The organism is Marinobacter changyiensis, from assembly GCF_009193265.1.
GTDB classification, from domain to species: domain Bacteria; phylum Pseudomonadota; class Gammaproteobacteria; order Pseudomonadales; family Oleiphilaceae; genus Marinobacter; species Marinobacter changyiensis.
This window is the reverse complement of sequence record NZ_VZZZ01000002.1, coordinates 305049-321291: the sequence shown is the minus strand read 5'-3', so window position 1 is coordinate 321291 and position 16243 is coordinate 305049. Positions and strand designations below refer to the sequence as shown.

Genomic DNA, 16243 nt, shown 5'->3' with positions numbered 1-16243 from the left:
CAATCAGACCTTTTTGACAAATTCCGATTTCAGCTTGAGCGCACCGATACCATCCACCTTACAATCGATATCGTGGTCGCCTCCCACCAGGCGGATGTTCTTGACCTTGGTGCCCACCTTTACCACGGAACTGGTGCCTTTTAACTTCAGGTCTTTGATCACCGTCACCGTATCTCCGTCCTGGAGCTCGTTGCCGTTGGCGTCATGGATCAACTTGTCGGCCCGGGCTGCAGCCGTTTCCGCCTCGGTCCACTCATGGCCACATTCGGGGCACACAAGCTGGACGCCGTCTTCGTAGGTGTATGCAGACTGGCACTGGGGGCATGGCGGCAGCAGAGACATGGGTTGTTTCCTGTAGCATTAGGGGCTCCAATGGTAGCCCTGATCAGCGGTTCGCTTCCACCGCTGGAATCAATACCGACTCCATCAACCGATTCTGGCTGCGCATAAATGAGGGCGAAGCCGGCGGGGACGGGTTTGCCGTCATCACAACGGTCATTGCCAGTTCCGGAATCACGTACAGCATCTGGCCACCGTAACCGCGCCCGTAGTAGCTCCGGTAACCGCCCAGCTCGGTAATGAACCAGCCGTAACCGTAATCATCCTTGGTGTAACGGGATTTGCCCCGGGGGGTCCAGGCGTTTTTGATCCAGGCTTGGGACAGCACCCGCTGCCCATTATGAACCCCGCCATTGCGGTAAAGCTCACCCAGAGCCAGCAGTGCTGAGGGGGCCATCCGCATGTCGTTACCGCCCAAGTGGATACCCTGAGGATCCCTCGGCCACGGCGGTATTTCCGCCTCAAGTGGTTGCCCAAGCCACTGTTGGGTAAGAGCCAACAGATTCTGGTCAGTTACCTCAACCAATGCAGCACCCAGCAGATGATAACTACCGGTTGAGTAGAGCATGTCACCACCGGGTATATCCGCGAACGGTTGGCGCAGGGCGTAGTCTACCCAGTTTTTGCTACTGACCCAGGCGCCATAATGTCGCCCGGACGTCCGCCCCAGACCTGCCTGCATGGAGAGCAAATGGCCCACGGTAATGTCATTCACCCTCTCATCGAGACCCGCCGGAATCGACAGCAATTCAGCCAGCCGCTGATCGTCACTGGTCAGCACACCTTTCTCGATCGCAATACCGGCCACTGCCGACAACACCGTCTTGGAGAGGGATTTGATGTTGACCGGGGTATTCATGCCCGGGCCCTCGTAGACCTGAGCTATAACCGGCTCGCCGTCCACCGCAACGAGCAGGGCATGCAGCCGCTCAAGGTATGCCGGCCGCTCTGCCAGCTCCGGTAAACCCAACTTATCCAGCGGGGCTTGAACGTTCTTGGCGTAACCGGGTGCGGCTGCGAGCAATGCAACCAGGAACAGCGCCAAAAAATACTTGCAGACCTTTGCCATAAAATACTCCTTGGGGTTCTCACACTTGAACCATAATCAATCCCCTACCGTGTAAGACAAAATCCGGGAAAGATGGCTGTAGGGCAACCCGGTTTCCTGATGCCAGCCGGTAAACGCTGCCTGCGCCTGCATCAGTGCTTTCTTGCTGCCGGGCGAGGCGTCCAAAACCTCTTCCCGGCGTAAAGCCGTGACCACATCCGATGACAGAATAAAACCATCATAGCCGACCCGGCGCAGGAAATACTGGGCGGTCGCCCCTCCCAGCCGGGCACCATGGCGCTTGAACCACAGCAGCAGGCCAACCTGATCTTCCGAGGGCCAGTTGCTCAGAAAAGCGCCAAAACTACCATGTTCCCGTGAGGCATCTACGATCATCCGGGCATTATCAGGTACGGTGCGGATCTTTTGCATGTTTCGCACAATGCGCGCGTCCCGCGCCAGGTCTTCCAGCACTTCTACCGGCACTTGCTGCCAGTAAACAGGCACAAAACCATCGAACGCCGCCTCAAAACCCGGCCACTTGGCCTCAATCACCCGCCAGACAAAGCCCGCCTTGAACACGCAGCGGGTTACCTCGGACAGATAACGATCATCACCCCTGGCTTCCAGCGCTCCGGGCTCTGCCACAGGAGGCAGAAGCCCACGCAGCTCCGCTTCCCCGCCCTTACGGGCAACGGCATACTCATAAATTCTGGCAAACGACATAGGTTGCTATCCTGGAATCCGGTTGAGACCTGGGTCCGTTAGGTCCACGATAAAGGAAACCAGTCTGATAAGGGAGCCTCACAAATGCCAGTCATTGGATGGGTATTCATTCTTCTTGCCTTGGCTTTGGTCCTTGGCAGCCTGTTCATGCTCCGGGACAGCAGTATGCGGATCCCACCGGAAAAGCTGAAAAAAATCCGCAAGCGGAAAGCGGAACTTGAAGCCAAGGAAAAGGCAGAAGAGGAAGATCGGTAAAACCAAAGTGGTGTGTCAGTGAAACCGGCTTGATGCAAAGAGCAGGACTCGAAAGCCCCTTCCCTGCTCAAAGCAGATACATCCGCAACGGCATCCAGATTCCCATTGCCACCATGATGAGGTTTTCGGTAAGGGAAACGAACCCCAACGGCACGTTGCTGTCTCCGCCGACACAGGCACATCTGAGTTCACGCTTGTCGATGTAGACCGCCTTGAATACCGAGACAGCACCCACCGTGCCGATGAATAACGCAACAGGCGCCGCCAGCCACACCAGGGCACCTGCCACCATCAATATACCGGCGAGGGTCTCAGCGTAGGGATAGACATAGCCATAACGCACATGACGCTGGGCCAGCAGATCGTAGTTGAGGAACATGGTGCTGAAGCTCTCGACATCCTTGAGCTTCTGCAAACCCAGCAGCGTCATGGCAATGGCCACGAAATATTCCGGCATTCTCGCGGTGAGCAAGGTGCCGGTGGTCGCCCAGCTCACCGCCAGGCCCAACAGAAGTGCTGTGGCAAAAAGCATGATAACCGGCTGGTAGCTGGTTTCATCTTCGTCCGGTGTCTCAAGGCCCAGGTATTCCCGCAGTTCCTCGTAGCCACCCACACGCTTCTCACCGATGAACGTCTGGGGGGTCGTATCAACTCCGTGTTTCTCTTGAAAGGCATCTGTCTCCTCACGAGAAGTCAGATGATGATCCTCTACCTCGAACCCTTTGCGCTCCAGCAGATCCTTGCTTTTGAGACCAAAAGGGCAAAGGTGATCTTCCATAACCATCCGGTAAAGTTGAGCGGACTTGTCTTTACCACCTGCGCTTACCTGAGTCATACAGTTCTCCCGTTCGGTTGATCAACGCGTACCAACTTTATCGCGGAGTAAAATAACTCTAACAAAGGTCCGCTCCAGGCTGAAAGCCCCGTGCAAAAGCCTTTTCCGATCAGGCCCGACCTGAAAAGCGGCGTTGATTCAACGTTGACCCCCTTTTTGGATACCAATGCATTGATACCGATCAAGCCGCAGCAGGACGTTTCGCGTTTTAATCGCGCTATACCCCAAGTCTGAGGTACTTATGGCACTGCACAAGACCCATCAATGGAATCTCGGTTACTTCGTCATTGCCTTCGCCCTGCTGATGCTGTTTCAAGGCTGGTGGCGCACTCAGCAGGAGACCACCACGCTGCCGTACAGCGAGTTCCTTGAGCGTCTTGAGCAGCGGGAGGTGACCGACCTGGTCATCGGGCAACATGATATTCAGGGTCGTTTCGTCTCACCCGAGGGCGCTCACACGCGCTTTGTTACTCAGCGGGTTGATACCGATCTGGCGGAGCTACTCACTCGCCATGAGGCGGTGTTCCGCAACCGACCAAGCAGTACCTGGTTGAGCAATCTGCTGTCCTGGCTGTTGCCACTGCTGCTGATCATTGGTTTCTGGATGCTCATGTTCCGCAACATTGCCAACCGTCAGGGCCTCGGCGGTATGGTCAATATCGGCAAGTCGCGAGCTCGGATTTATGTCGAGCGTGATACCGGAGTGACCTTTGAGGATGTGGCAGGTATCGATGAAGCCAAGGCAGAGTTGCAGGAAATCGTCTCTTTTCTCAAGGACCAGCCCCGCTACGGCCGCCTTGGCGCCCGTATTCCCAAGGGCATCCTGCTGGTCGGCCCGCCGGGTACCGGTAAAACCCTGGTCGCCAAGGCCGTCGCGGGTGAGGCTGGGGTGCCGTTCTTTTCGATTTCCGGCTCAGAGTTCGTTGAGATGTTTGTTGGCGTTGGCGCCGCGCGAGTACGGGATCTGTTTGTGCAAGCCCGCGAAGCCGCACCCTGCATTATATTTATCGATGAACTGGATGCCCTGGGCAAGATGCGCGGCGTCGGCCACTTCGGTGGCAATGATGAAAAGGAGCAGACCTTGAACCAGCTGCTGGCTGAACTTGACGGGTTTGATCCACGCGAGGGCGTGGTTTTGCTGGCCGCCACCAACCGCCCTGAAGTACTGGACCCGGCTTTGATGCGGGCCGGTCGATTTGATCGACAGGTGGTTATCGACCGACCGGACCGGGCTGGACGGGCGGCAATCGTACAGGTTCATCTGAAACGGGTTGTCTGTGATACCGACATAGAACCGGACAAGATCGCCGGCCTGACCACAGGTTTTACCGGTGCTGACCTTGCCAACCTGATCAACGAGGCTGCTATTGTAGCCACAAGGCGCAATGCCGATAGCGTTAGCATGGACGATATTACCGAGGCCATCGAACGGATTGTGGGAGGCTCCGAACGGCATGGCCGGCTTCTGCAACCCCATGAAAGGGAAGTCGTGGCCTATCATGAAATGGGCCATGCCCTGGTTGCGGCGGCCCTGCCCGGCATGGACCCGGTACACAAGGTGTCCATCATCCCCCGCTCAATCGGCGCCCTGGGTTATACCCTGCAGCGGCCAACCGAAGATCGCTACCTGATTACCACCCAGGAGCTGAAAAACCGTCTTGTGGTTCTGCTGGCCGGCCGAGCTGCGGAGGATTTGGTATTTAACGAAATCTCTACCGGTGCTGCCGATGATCTTGCGCGGGTAACCGACATTGCACGCCAGATCGTCACCCGCTTTGGTATGTGCGAAGAACTGGGTCAGGCAGTGTTTGAGCGACAACAATCGCGCTTTCTGGGGGACACGCCGGACATGAGCCTGACCCGCGATTACTCCGAGAAAACCGCCGAGAAGATTGATCTGTCGATCAAACAGCTGATAGATGATGCCTACCAGCAAGCGCGTAGCCTGCTGGAACAGCGACACGACGTGCTTGAGCAAGGCGCTCGCATGCTGCTAGACAACGAAACCGTCACGCCGGAGCAGTTCCCGGCCCTGATCGGAAAACCTGCGCCCCTCGAGCTCAGGCACGACCCAGAAACCGACGTTCATCCACGTTGACCCGGATGCGGTCCCCGGTGGAGATGTGCTCAGGAACCTGAATCACCAGCCCCGTTGAAAGCTTGGCCGGTTTTGTTCTGGCGGTTGCTGAACCTCCCTTGACTGACGGGTCGGTTTCCAGAATTTCCAGATCAACCGTGGGTGGCAAATCCAGTGCCACCGGCGCATCACTCACAAGAATGACCTGCAGCCCCTGGGTATCTTCACTCACGAACAGCAGTTCGTCTGCGATGGCCTCCCGGTTCAGGCTGTATGGCGTGTAGTCTTCGCTATCCATGAAGACACATTCATTCCCATCCGCGTAGGAAAATGTTACGGGCCGCCGGATCAGATCCGCCAGATTCAGCATGTCCGAATCTTTGAAGGTTTCGTCTTTCTTCTGATTGGTGACCACATCGTACATTCGCATGCGATAGAGACTGCCACCGGCACGCCCCTGGGGCACAGACCGCTCAATATCCCTGACGAACCAGACTTTGCCATCATACTCGACTGCCGAATTCTTCTTGATTTCACTCGCTTTTGGCATGACTTCAGATTCCAGAAATGAATGTGGGACAACAAACCTGCTGATATACCACGACGGCGCCAGACAAGCGATACCGACTTGCAGTAAGTATTTCGTTCGTGCCGTTTTAAATCAACATGTTTCCGTTTAATTCTCAGGCGTCACGGGAGACCCAATAGAATTACCCCACGAAAACTACCCTTCAACAAAAACAGAAGACAGGTAACAAATTTATAGGACAACATCTTGACATATAATTTTATGAAGGCGTATGTTGGGTCATACCGTCTGACCAGGTTTCTGTCCGGCCAGGCCAACAATAAAAGTCCGCTCAAACACAAAGGTGACTCAGATGGATACAGGCATCACTCCGCAACCCGAGCGTCGCGCCGCCATGATCAGGTCGGGCGCGTGGGACGACACCATCCTTACCGACTACCTTGACCGCGCATTGGCTTCCACTCCCGAACGCACAGCCATTGTCGGCTATCAGGTAACCAGCGATAGCCGCACCGCCCTGACTTACCGGGAGCTCAATGAGAAGGTGACGCGGATGGCAGCCGGGCTGGCGGCAATGGGGGTGGGCAAGGGCGAGGTGGTGTCCTGCCAGCTGCCAAACTGGTGGCAAACCACAGCCCTGCATCTGGCCTGCATGCGGATTGGCGCCGTGCTCAACCCGTTGATGCCGATCTTCAGGGAGCGGGAGCTGCGCTTCATGCTGGGGCATGCGGAGAGCAGGTTGCTGGTGATCCCCAAGCTCTTTCGCAATTTTGATTACGAAACAATGGTCAACGGCCTGAAACCGGACCTGCCGAAACTGGAGCAGGTGCTGGTGATTGGCGGCGACAACAGCACCAACCGCAGTTTTGAAAGCGCTCTGCTGGACCATCCGTGGGAGCAGGAACAGGACACCAGCGCGCTGTTCAAGGAACGCTGCCCCACCGCCGATGACGTGATCCAGATTCTCTACACTTCCGGCACCACCGGAGAGCCCAAGGGCGTCCTGCACACCTCCAATACCCTGTTCGCCAATGTGCGCCCCTATGCGGAACGCCTGCATCTGAGCGCGGACGATAATGTGTTAATGGCTTCTCCCCTGGCCCATCAGACCGGCTTTCTCTATGGCGTGATGATGCCGATCTATCTCGGCAGCACAGCCATCCTGCAGGATATATGGGATGCGGATTATCTGGCCAAAGTGATCACTGCCGAAAAGCCAAGCTTCACCATGGCCGCGACGCCGTTTCTTGCCGACCTGATCAAGGTAGCCCCGAAATACGGCGATGATCTGAATTGCCTGAAGATCTTCGTTTCCGCAGGCGCACCGATTCCAGGCGCCCTGGTGGAACAAGCGGCCAACGTTCTGAAGGCCCGGATTATATCCGCCTGGGGTATGACCGAAAACGGCGCCGTCACCATGACCTGTCCGGAAGATCCGCCAGAGCGCGCCAGCCAGTCTGACGGCAAGGCAGTGCCGTTTATGGATGTCCGGATTACCGACTTCAACGGTAAAACCCTTGGTCTGGGTGAGGAAGGCAACCTTTGGGTGCGGGGCGCCAGCCTGTTCGTGGGTTACCTCAAACGTCCTGAACTCTATGGCGTGGATGAAGACGGCTGGTTTGCCACCGGCGATCTGGCCCGGATGGACGCCGACGGCTATATCCGCATCACCGGCCGCACCAAGGATGTGGTGATTCGCGGCGGCGAGAATATCCCTGTGGTGGAGGTGGAAAACCTGCTCTACAAATACCCCGGCGTCGCCGATGTCGCCCTCGTCGGTTGCCCTGATGAGCGCCTCGGTGAGCGGCTCTGTGCGTACATCACTCTTGATGACACTCTCGATGACAGTGCGCCCAGTATTAATCTGGAAGACCTCAAGACGTACCTGTTGAAACACCAGCTTTCAAAAAGCTACCTGCCGGAATACCTGGAGGTGATCGAAGCCATGCCACGCACGCCCTCCGGCAAGATCCAGAAATTCAAGCTGCGGGAACAGGCCAGGGCTGTACAGCTGGAGCCGGCAAAATCCCGGTAGCGCCCGCTTAGGTTTCGGATCCACCCATAACCATCACTGAACATAGGACAGATATTATGAAAGGCCTGAACGGAAAAACAGCGATTATCACCGGCGGCGGGGGCGGCATCGGTCGCGCTGTCTGTCTGCGGTTCGCAGAAGAAGGTTGCCTGGTTGCCGTACTCGACCGGGATCAAAGCGCCGCGCTAACAACCGTAGAGCTGATCAGGGAGGCAGGCGGCAAAGCGACTGGCTACACCACTGACATCACCGATTACGCAGCCATTGAACGTACTCTTGCCGCGATCGAGAACGACCTCGGCGTACCCACCATCCTGGTCAACAACGCAGGCTTTGACCGCTTCATGCCGTTCCTGAAGACCGAACCGGCCATGTGGGAGCAACTGATTGCGATCAATCTCACCGGCGCCCTCAACATGCACCACTTAGTGTTGCCTAAAATGGTTGAGGCCGGCGGTGGCAAGGTTGTGAACATTGCCTCCGATGCCGCCCGGGTCGGCTCTTCCGGAGAAGCTGTCTACGCGGCGTGCAAGGCCGGACTGGTGGGGTTCAGCAAAACCATGGCCCGGGAACTGGCCAGCAAGAATGTCTGCCTGAATGTGGTCTGCCCTGGCCCGACGGATACGGCGCTGCTTAAAGGTGTCGCGGCCACCTCGAACAACCCGGAAAAACTCCTGGAAGCTTTTCGCAACGCCATTCCCATGCGGCGTCTCGCTCAGCCGGAAGACTATCCCGGCATTATTGCCATGCTGGCCAGTGACGATGCCAATTTCATTACCGGACAGGTCATCAGTGTGTCCGGCGGTCTGACCATGGCGGGGTAACCCGATCCATCCACACAGGCCAGATGGCCTGTTACTGAAACACGGAGAAAACATCATGAACTACGAAGATATCCTGTACGACGAGAACAACGGCGTTGCCACCATCACTATCAACCGTCCGGATCGCTATAACGCCTTTCGGGGCCAGACCTGCATGGATTTGCTCGATGCTTTCAACCGCGCGGGCTGGAACAAGGACATCGGCGTTATTGTATTCACCGGCGCTGGCGACAAGGCCTTCTGCACCGGCGGTGACCAGGGCGCCCATGAAGGCCAGTACGACGGCCGCGGCCTGATCGGGCTGCCAGTGGAAGAACTCCAGCGTCTGATCCGTGAGGTGCCCAAACCGGTCATTGCCCGGGTTCAGGGTTTTGCCATTGGCGGCGGCCATGTACTGGCGTTGCTGTGCGACCTCACCATCGCCTCCGAGAATGCCGTGTTCGGCCAGGTTGGCCCCAAGGTCGGATCGGTGGACCCGGGTTTCGGTACCGCCTATATGGCTCGTGTTCTGGGCGAGAAGCGGGCACGGGAAATCTGGTACCTGTGCCGAAAATACAGCGCGCAGCAGGCCATGGACTGGGGTCTGTGTAACGCCGTGGTGCCTCCCGACCAACTCGATGCCGAAGTGCAGAAGTGGTGCGATGAAATCCTGGAAAAAAGCCCGACGGCACTGTCCATTGCCAAGCGCTCGTTCAATGCCGACAGCGATAACATCGCGGGCATCGGCGCCCTCGGCATGCAGGCCCTGAGCCTGTATTACGACACCGAGGAATCCAAAGAAGGCGTGCGTGCCTTCAAGGAAAAGCGCAAACCCGAGTTCCGGAAGTACTACAAGTAGCCTGTTTCAAGTGAACAGGAAAGAACCGAGGACACAGCCATGAACTTTGCATTCACTGAAGAACAGGATGCGATCCGCGAAAGCATTGCCCGGTTCAGTGCCGACGTACTGGCGCCGGGCTATCGCAAGCGGGACCAGGCGGGGGTGATAGAACGCTCCCTGATCCGTCAATTGGGCGAGATGGGTGTGCTGGGTGGCGAACTGCCGGAAGAATTCGGCGGCAGCGGGCTGGATTGCATTACCAGCGGCCTGATCGTGGAAGAAATTTCCCGGGGCGATTTCAACGTCGGCTATATCCCGCTGCTGGTCTCCCTGAACGGGCAGATCATTGCCAGCCATGCCTCACCTGAGCTGGCACACGCCTGGCTGCCCGACATCATCGCGGGGCGGAAGATCCCCTGCATTGCCCTCACCGAACCACACGGCGGTTCCGATGCGGCCAACCTGCGCCTGAAAGCCGAGCGTAAAGGCGATGTGTTTGTGCTGAACGGCGAGAAAACCTCCATTTCCATGGCGGACCAGGCCGATGTCGCGGTAGTGTTTGCCCGTACCGGCACGGTAGAGCAGCGCGCATCGGGTATCAGTGCCTTCCTGGTACCGATGGACCTGCCCGGCATTACCACCACCCGATTTGAGGATAGCGGCCAGCGCGCCATTGGCCGCGGTTCTATCTTTTTCGATAACGTCGAGGTGCCCGCCGGCAACATGATGGGGGCCGAGGGCAAGGGCTTCAAGCAGGTGATGCAGGGCTTTGATTACAGTCGGGCGCTGATTGGCCTGCAGTGTTTAGCGGTGGCCCAGCAATCCCTGGATGAAACCTGGCAATGGCTGACAGAGCGACAGGCTTTTGGCCAGCACCTGTCTGCCTTTCAGGGCCTCACCCACCCGTTGGCGGAACTCCAGACTTACGTACAGGCGGCCAGATTGCAGTGTTTTTACGCTTTGTGGTTGAAAGACAGCAAATTACCCCATAACGCCGAGGCGGCGATGAACAAATGGTGGGGGCCGAAGCTGGCGTTCGATGTGGTCAAGCAATGCTTACTTGCCCACGGCCATACCGGCTGGGGGGAGGATCTGCCCTTTGCCCAGCGTCTGCGGGATGTACTGGGGCTGCAGATCGGGGACGGCACCGCCCAGATCATGAAAAATATCATCACCAGAGAGTATCTACCCAAGTGACGCCCCGGTTGTCTGAGGGTCCACAAGGAGCACACATGATAGTTAATGAATCCGGTGGCATACCGAACCGGCTGTTCTTCCGCCTGTTCCAGACCGGCAACATCCTGCAACGGCAAGTGCAGAACGAAATGGGCATCAGCGCCGTGCAGTGGGCCGTGTTGGGTGCACTCTCCCGGGAAGGGTTTGAGGAAGGCACCTCCTTTAACCAGCTGACCGAGTACCTTTACGTCAGCCGGCAGAATCTGGATGGCGTGCTCAAGCGCATGGAGCGCGACCAGCATGTGGTCAGGCTGCCCCACCCGGACGACCGCAGAGCACGACTGGTCAAGTTGACAGACAAGGGCCGGGATTTCTGGGATGGTTTGCAGGATACGATCTGTGAGTTCTACCGACAGGCACTGGAAGGCACGAGCTTTGATGACGGGGTCAGTCTGTTGCACCTGCTGAAAAAGCTGCAATCGGACATGTCGAACATTTCCCTGGATCGGGAAACGCGCGCAACAGTGAAGGAAGGAGCGAAAGAAACAGAAGAAATGGAGAAGACGAAAGCAATGAAAGCAACCATCTGATCAGTGGGAGGCGCCCCCTGATCAGATGGATAAAACCCGGCTTACGGTATCAGTGCAGATTTTTCTTCAAGAATTTCTGGATCTCTCCCACGATACCCGACCGGAACGCCAACACCGTCAGAATGAAGATACCGCCCAGAATCGCGTCTACCCAGTCCGCCAACGCTCCCTGGGACAATTGATACTCAAGGTTCACCACGAACGCGGCACCCACGACTGGTCCCAGCAAGGTACCGGTGCCGCCGATCAGCGTCATCAGGATCACCTCACCAGACATATGCCAGTGAGCGTCGTTCAGTGACGCCAGCTGGAACACCACTGTTTTTACCGACCCCGCAAGGCCCGCCAGTCCGGCCGAGATCACGAATGCGATCAGTTTGTATTGATTAACGTTGTAACCCAGTGACACCGCCCGCGGTTCGTTCTGCTTGATCGCTTTCAGTATCTGGCCGTAGGGTGAGGTTACGATACGCTGAACCAGGATATAGCCGAACAGGAAGATCGCCAGCACGAAGTAATACATCGCGGTGTTGTTCTGAAGGTCGATCAGGCCGAACAGGTAACCCCTGGGCACCCCGTGCATCCCGTCTTCACCACCGGTGAACGGTGCCTGAACCAGGAAAAAGAACACCAGCTGCGCCAGCGCTAGCGTGATCATCGCGAAATAGATGCCCTGGCGGCGAATGGTCACAAGGCCGAAGAACAGCCCCAACAGCGTAGCCGCGGCAGTTCCCGCGATGATGCCCATTTCCGTGGTGACATTGGCGTAGGTCGAGAGCAGATACCCGGTGGTGTAACCGCCAGTGGCCAGAAACGCCGCGTGCCCGAATGATAACAGCCCCGTGAAGCCGAGCAGCAGGTTAAACGCTACCGCAAACAGGGCAAAACACAGAATTTTCATCAGGAAAACGGGGTAAAGTACCGCCGGTGCAACCAACAATAGGGCCAGCAGCACCAGATTTACCATCAGCTTCTTGCGATCATCCGCCTTTCGCTGCTGGACAATACTGGCCCTGATCTCTGATGCGTTCGCAGATTCCGCCATCATTACGCCTCCTTACCAAACAGGCCCGATGGGCGAATCAATAATACAACTACCATCACAAGGAAAATCACGGCAGCTGAGCCCTCCGGATAGAATACTTTGGTAAGCCCCTCGATAACGCCCATCAGCAGCCCGGTAATGACCGCTCCTGCTATCGAGCCCATACCGCCGATGACCACCACCGCAAAAACGACAATCAAAAGATTACCGCCCATCACCGGTGAGACCGAGTAAATGGGCGCTGCCAGCACTCCGGCAAACGCTGCCAGCATGACCCCAAAGCCATAAGTCAGGCTTACCAGCAGTGGCACATTGATGCCAAAACCCTGCATTAGTTGAGAGTCCTCAGTACCTGCCCGGAGGTAGGAGCCCAGCTTGGTTTTTTCAATCATGAACCAGGTGCCGAAACACACCAGGAGTGCCACCACAATGACCCAGGCCCGGTAATAAGGCAGGAACATAAAGCCGAGATTGACGCCACCGGAGAACACATCCGGCATGGAGTAACGCAATCCGGAAACACCGTAGATATTGGTCAGAATCCCTTGAATCAACAGCGCGACACCAAAGGTCAGCAGCAAGCTGTAGATATGATCTTCATGGGCTATCCGACGCAACAGGAAGTATTCAATCAGGACGCCGAAGCAGCCGACCAGCAGCGGTGCAACAAACAGCGACACCCAGTAGTTGACACCAAACGCGTCGAACATCACAACAGTAACCAGGGCGCCGAGCATGTAGAGGGCGCCGTGGGCGAAATTTATAATTTTCAGCAGACCGAATATAACGGCCAGACCCAGGCTTAGCAGCGCATAAAAGGCACCGTTAATCACCCCTAGCAGTAGCTGTCCAAACAGTACAGCGACTGGCACTCCCAAAATCATGGTCATGTCGAGAACTCCAAAAGCAACGCAGCTGTCACAACCGGTCAGCGAATTTAAACATGATTACTGCCGCCCTTTTCCTCGGGCCACTCCTTGCGATGGTTAACCAGGAGAGGGCGGCAATTCCGGTCAGTACATTATTTCTTGGTTACAAGGGAGCACTTGCTTTCAGATAGCGGGCGATACGCTTCATCAGCAGGAATGGTCCGGACGATGTTGTACAGATCCCACTCACCGGTGGACTCTTCCGGGGTTTTGACCTGTGCAAGGTACATATCATGAACCATGCGGCCGTCTTCACGAATGATGCCGTTCTTGGCAAACATATCGTTGATGGGTGTATCCATCATCTGCTTGCGAACCGTTTGCGCATCGTCGGAGCCGGTGGCCTTGACCGCATTCAGGTACTGCATGGTGCTGGAGTAAACACCGGCGTGAACCATGGTTGGACGCACGTTGGTCTTCTCGTAGAAGCGGTCAGACCAAGCCCGGGCTTCCTCGTTCATATCCCAGTACCAGCCAGTGGTGAGCTGGATACCCTGCGCACTCTCGACTCCCAGGGCATGGACGTCCGTCAGGAACAACAGCAGTGCCGCCAGGGTCTGGCCCGACTGAGTCAGACCGAATTCGCCAGCGGTGGTGATGGCGTTGGTGGTATCGGCGCCGGCGTTCGCCAGAGCCACCACGTTGGCACCGGAAGACTGGGCCTGCAGAATGAACGAGGAGAAATCAGAGGTCGGGAACGGGTGGCGAACTGCCTGCAGTACTTTACCGCCGTTTTCTTCCACCACGCGGGTTACGTCAGCTTCCAGAGCGTGACCAAAAGCGTAATCAGCGGTCAGGATAAACCATTCATCACCACCCTCTTTCACCACCGCACTCGCGGTACCGTTCGCCAAGGGATAGGTGTCATAGACGTAGTGAATGTGATTGGGGCTGCAGTGCTCGTTGGTAATACTGGAGGCTGCAGAACCGGAGATGATGCCCAGCCGGTCATTTTCTTTGAGGATATTGGTCACCGCGATAGACACGGAAGACGCCACCAGACCAGCCACCAGATCGACCTGGTCATTCTCTAACCAGCGGCGAACCGTGCTCGAAGCCACGTCAGGGCTGTTGCGATCATCCGAGCTCAATACCTCGATCTTGGCACCGTTGACGGTGCCGCCAAAATCTTCGATCGCCATTTTCAGCGCAACTTCACCGTTGGGGCCAGCCAGGTCCCGGTAGGTCCCCGACATGTCTGCCAGGTAGCCGATTTTAACCGTATTGTCCGAAATGGCTGCCTGCGCACCACCGACCAGCAAGGTTGAGGCGATGGCCGACGTCAGGAGCTTTTTCATAATTGTCATTGTTGTATCTCCATTAATGTCTTTGTTTTCGTTATCTTCTTATGGCTCGGAGCCAGTTGGCACTTCGTCCCGCCTCCTGTGGAGTACGTTACCCAACCGGTTCCGTTCTCTGCCTACCAGGCGTCAGACGCCAAGATAGTCATTTAGCAGCGACTGCTTGGATTCAAGCTCATCGGCGCTGATTTCTTCAACAATCTGGCCATGCTCCATCACGTAGTGACGGTCCGCCAGGGGCGCAGCAAAGTGGAAGTTCTGCTCAACCAGTACAATGGTCAGCCCCTTTTCCTTTAACTTCAGCAATACCTCGGCCAGTTTCTGCACGATGACCGGGGCGAGGCCTTCGGTGATTTCGTCCAGCAACAGCATGTTGGCGCCGGTCCGCAGGATTCTCGCCATTGCCAGCATTTGCTGCTCGCCGCCGGACAGTTTGCTGCCCTGACTGAAACGACGCTCATACAGGTTCGGAAACATGCTGTAGATTTCTTCCAGTCCCATCCCGCCACTGCGAACCACCGGCGGTAAGGTCAGATTCTCCTGCACATTCAGACTGGCAAAGATGCCACGGTGCTCGGGGCAGTATCCCACGCCCAGGCGCGCAATCTGATGGGGTGCACAGGACATGGTGTCATTGCCGTTGATCATGATGGAGCCGGTCCGCCGACCCACCATATTCATAATAGCCTTAAGAGTGGTACTGCGACCGGCGCCGTTACGGCCAAGCAAGGTGACCAGTTCGCCTCTGCGAACAACAATGTTAATGCCATGCAGGATGTGGGATTCGCCGTAAAAAGCATGTAACCCGGAGATAGCAAGCTGTTCGTACTCTTTGTCGACCTTGTTACTCATCCGGCTACCTCCGTGGAGGTCGATTCGGTACCCATATAGACCTCACGGACGCGGGGATCGTCGGAGACCGACTGGTAATCACCTTCCGTCAATACCGCACCCTGGGACAGCACAGTAATGCGATCACACAGTTTGCTCACCACGCCCAGGTTATGTTCGACCATCAACACGGTTCTGCCTTCCGCTGCTTTGCGTACCAGCTCGACCACACGGTCAACGTCCTCACCCCCCATACCCTGGGTCGGCTCATCCAGTAACAGCAGCTGAGGTTCCATGGCCAGCGTCGTCGCCAACTCCAGAGCACGCTTGCGCCCATAGGCAAGCTCGACGGTGACCGTGTCAGCAAACTCCATCAGGCCCACCGAATCCAGTAATTCCATGCAACGCTCGTTGAGCCGGTCAAGGCTGCCGCCGGATTTCCAGAAATGAAAGCTGCTGCCTTCGAAGCTCTGCAAGGCAATGCGGACGTTCTCAAGAGCCGTCATGTGAGGAAATACAGCGGAAATCTGGAATGATCGCACCACACCCAGGCGGGCAATCGCGGCGGATTTCATCGGGGTGATGTCTTTGCCATTGAAGAAAATCTTTCCGCGGGTAGGCGGAAGAAACTTGGTCAGCAGGTTAAATACGGTGGTCTTGCCTGCACCGTTCGGGCCGATCAAGGCGTGGATGTGGCCGCGTTTAACCTTGAGGTTAACGTCGTCGACCGCCACGAAGCCTTTGAATTCTTTTACCAGACCCTGGGTTTCCAGAACAAATTGGTCACTCATGTCAGCGTGCAACCTCTTGTTTTTGTTTTGTGGGAAAACTATATCACATCTCTAATTAACGTCAACGTAAACGTAAACCGATCTGAAGAGCC

At 56.5% G+C, this 16243-nt stretch carries 17 protein-coding genes; 7 read left to right on the top strand and 10 right to left on the bottom strand.

Annotation, left to right across the window (positions count from 1 at the left end; translation table 11 throughout):
• Nucleotides 1-3 precede the first annotated feature (3 nt).
• The 3 genes from F6Y09_RS07295 to F6Y09_RS07285 are packed head-to-tail and all read right to left on the bottom strand — an operon-like array spanning nt 4 to nt 2113.
• Nucleotides 4-342 carry a zinc ribbon domain-containing protein YjdM gene (locus F6Y09_RS07295; RefSeq protein ID WP_152206263.1) on the bottom strand — a complete coding sequence of 113 codons (339 nt, stop codon included), beginning with the start codon at nt 340-342 and terminating at the stop codon, nt 4-6.
• Nucleotides 343-385: 43 nt separating this feature from the next.
• The gene (locus F6Y09_RS07290; RefSeq protein ID WP_152206262.1) at nt 386-1408 is read right to left on the bottom strand and encodes a serine hydrolase domain-containing protein; all 1023 of its coding nucleotides are present in this window, start codon (nt 1406-1408) and stop codon (nt 386-388) included.
• A gap of 36 nt (nt 1409-1444) precedes the next feature.
• A complete protein-coding gene (locus F6Y09_RS07285) occupies nt 1445-2113 on the bottom strand; it encodes a DNA-3-methyladenine glycosylase I (protein WP_152206261.1) in 669 nt (222 codons plus the stop codon).
• 84 nt (nt 2114-2197) lie between these two features.
• On the opposite strand from F6Y09_RS07285, the gene F6Y09_RS07280 reads away from it, so the two are divergent.
• The gene (locus F6Y09_RS07280) at nt 2198-2368 is read left to right on the top strand and encodes a DUF2897 family protein (protein WP_152206260.1); all 171 of its coding nucleotides are present in this window, start codon (nt 2198-2200) and stop codon (nt 2366-2368) included.
• Between the two features lie 67 nt (nt 2369-2435).
• On the opposite strand, the gene F6Y09_RS07275 is transcribed toward F6Y09_RS07280, so the two are convergent.
• Nucleotides 2436-3203, bottom strand: coding sequence for a glutaredoxin family protein (locus tag F6Y09_RS07275; RefSeq protein WP_218944116.1), 768 nt, complete (start codon nt 3201-3203; stop codon nt 2436-2438).
• A 247-nt stretch (nt 3204-3450) separates the two neighbouring features.
• Between F6Y09_RS07275 and ftsH the strand changes: the two genes are divergently transcribed.
• Entirely contained in the window at nt 3451-5301 is a 1851-nt protein-coding gene (gene ftsH, locus F6Y09_RS07270; protein ID WP_152206535.1) for an ATP-dependent zinc metalloprotease FtsH, read from the top strand.
• Here the strand turns inward: ftsH and efpL are convergent.
• Nucleotides 5264-5830 (bottom strand): elongation factor P-like protein EfpL, encoded by a 567-nt coding sequence (gene efpL / locus F6Y09_RS07265; protein ID WP_152206259.1) that lies wholly within the window; start codon nt 5828-5830, stop codon nt 5264-5266. The genes ftsH and efpL overlap by 38 nt on opposite strands.
• 331 nt (nt 5831-6161) lie before the next feature.
• On the opposite strand from efpL, the gene F6Y09_RS07260 reads away from it, so the two are divergent.
• Genes F6Y09_RS07260 through F6Y09_RS07240 form a run of 5 tightly spaced genes read left to right on the top strand, consistent with a single transcriptional unit; the run spans nt 6162 to nt 11254 of the window.
• Entirely contained in the window at nt 6162-7844 is a 1683-nt protein-coding gene (locus F6Y09_RS07260; RefSeq protein WP_152206258.1) for an AMP-binding protein, read from the top strand.
• Nucleotides 7845-7900: 56 nt separating this feature from the next.
• A complete protein-coding gene (locus F6Y09_RS07255; protein ID WP_152206257.1) occupies nt 7901-8668 on the top strand; it encodes an SDR family NAD(P)-dependent oxidoreductase in 768 nt (255 codons plus the stop codon).
• Between the two features lie 55 nt (nt 8669-8723).
• Nucleotides 8724-9506: an enoyl-CoA hydratase-related protein gene (locus tag F6Y09_RS07250; RefSeq protein ID WP_152206256.1), complete on the top strand. Its 783-nt coding sequence runs from the start codon at nt 8724-8726 to the stop codon at nt 9504-9506.
• 39 nt (nt 9507-9545) lie between these two features.
• A complete protein-coding gene (gene aliB, locus F6Y09_RS07245) occupies nt 9546-10685 on the top strand; it encodes a cyclohexanecarboxyl-CoA dehydrogenase (protein WP_152206255.1) in 1140 nt (379 codons plus the stop codon).
• Nucleotides 10686-10720: 35 nt separating this feature from the next.
• Nucleotides 10721-11254 (top strand): MarR family winged helix-turn-helix transcriptional regulator, encoded by a 534-nt coding sequence (locus F6Y09_RS07240; protein WP_152206254.1) that lies wholly within the window; start codon nt 10721-10723, stop codon nt 11252-11254.
• A 49-nt stretch (nt 11255-11303) separates the two neighbouring features.
• Here F6Y09_RS07240 and F6Y09_RS07235 read toward each other — a convergent pair whose 3' ends face one another.
• From F6Y09_RS07235 to F6Y09_RS07215, 5 genes are all read right to left on the bottom strand, one after another.
• The gene (locus F6Y09_RS07235) at nt 11304-12299 is read right to left on the bottom strand and encodes a branched-chain amino acid ABC transporter permease (protein ID WP_152206253.1); all 996 of its coding nucleotides are present in this window, start codon (nt 12297-12299) and stop codon (nt 11304-11306) included.
• A gap of 2 nt (nt 12300-12301) precedes the next feature.
• Nucleotides 12302-13189 (bottom strand): branched-chain amino acid ABC transporter permease, encoded by an 888-nt coding sequence (locus F6Y09_RS07230; RefSeq protein WP_152206252.1) that lies wholly within the window; start codon nt 13187-13189, stop codon nt 12302-12304.
• Between the two features lie 131 nt (nt 13190-13320).
• Complete coding sequence (locus tag F6Y09_RS07225) at nt 13321-14535, bottom strand: ABC transporter substrate-binding protein (protein WP_152206251.1); 1215 nt, start codon at nt 14533-14535, stop codon at nt 13321-13323.
• Nucleotides 14536-14658: 123 nt separating this feature from the next.
• A complete protein-coding gene (locus F6Y09_RS07220; protein WP_152206250.1) occupies nt 14659-15381 on the bottom strand; it encodes an ABC transporter ATP-binding protein in 723 nt (240 codons plus the stop codon).
• Entirely contained in the window at nt 15378-16151 is a 774-nt protein-coding gene (locus tag F6Y09_RS07215; RefSeq protein ID WP_152206249.1) for an ABC transporter ATP-binding protein, read from the bottom strand. The genes F6Y09_RS07220 and F6Y09_RS07215 overlap by 4 nt, the downstream gene beginning before the upstream one ends.
• Nucleotides 16152-16243: the final 92 nt, after the last annotated feature.

Bases quoted from the DNA above. Each gene is read 5' to 3' on its own strand.
- F6Y09_RS07225 (WP_152206251.1), bottom strand. From the start codon at position 14,535: ATGACAATTATGAAAAAGCTCCTGACGTCGGCCATCGCCTCAACCTTG.
- efpL (WP_152206259.1), bottom strand. From the start codon at position 5,830: ATGCCAAAAGCGAGTGAAATCAAGAAGAATTCGGCAGTCGAGTATGAT.
- F6Y09_RS07215 (WP_152206249.1), bottom strand. From the start codon at position 16,151: ATGAGTGACCAATTTGTTCTGGAAACCCAGGGTCTGGTAAAAGAATTC.
- aliB (WP_152206255.1), top strand. From the start codon at position 9,546: ATGAACTTTGCATTCACTGAAGAACAGGATGCGATCCGCGAAAGCATT.
- F6Y09_RS07280 (WP_152206260.1), top strand. From the start codon at position 2,198: ATGCCAGTCATTGGATGGGTATTCATTCTTCTTGCCTTGGCTTTGGTC.
- F6Y09_RS07285 (WP_152206261.1), bottom strand. From the start codon at position 2,113: ATGTCGTTTGCCAGAATTTATGAGTATGCCGTTGCCCGTAAGGGCGGG.
- F6Y09_RS07240 (WP_152206254.1), top strand. From the start codon at position 10,721: ATGATAGTTAATGAATCCGGTGGCATACCGAACCGGCTGTTCTTCCGC.
- F6Y09_RS07230 (WP_152206252.1), bottom strand. From the start codon at position 13,189: ATGACCATGATTTTGGGAGTGCCAGTCGCTGTACTGTTTGGACAGCTA.
- F6Y09_RS07235 (WP_152206253.1), bottom strand. From the start codon at position 12,299: ATGGCGGAATCTGCGAACGCATCAGAGATCAGGGCCAGTATTGTCCAG.
- F6Y09_RS07220 (WP_152206250.1), bottom strand. From the start codon at position 15,381: ATGAGTAACAAGGTCGACAAAGAGTACGAACAGCTTGCTATCTCCGGG.
- F6Y09_RS07275 (WP_218944116.1), bottom strand. From the start codon at position 3,203: ATGACTCAGGTAAGCGCAGGTGGTAAAGACAAGTCCGCTCAACTTTAC.
- F6Y09_RS07295 (WP_152206263.1), bottom strand. From the start codon at position 342: ATGTCTCTGCTGCCGCCATGCCCCCAGTGCCAGTCTGCATACACCTAC.
- F6Y09_RS07255 (WP_152206257.1), top strand. From the start codon at position 7,901: ATGAAAGGCCTGAACGGAAAAACAGCGATTATCACCGGCGGCGGGGGC.
- F6Y09_RS07290 (WP_152206262.1), bottom strand. From the start codon at position 1,408: ATGGCAAAGGTCTGCAAGTATTTTTTGGCGCTGTTCCTGGTTGCATTG.
- F6Y09_RS07250 (WP_152206256.1), top strand. From the start codon at position 8,724: ATGAACTACGAAGATATCCTGTACGACGAGAACAACGGCGTTGCCACC.
- F6Y09_RS07260 (WP_152206258.1), top strand. From the start codon at position 6,162: ATGGATACAGGCATCACTCCGCAACCCGAGCGTCGCGCCGCCATGATC.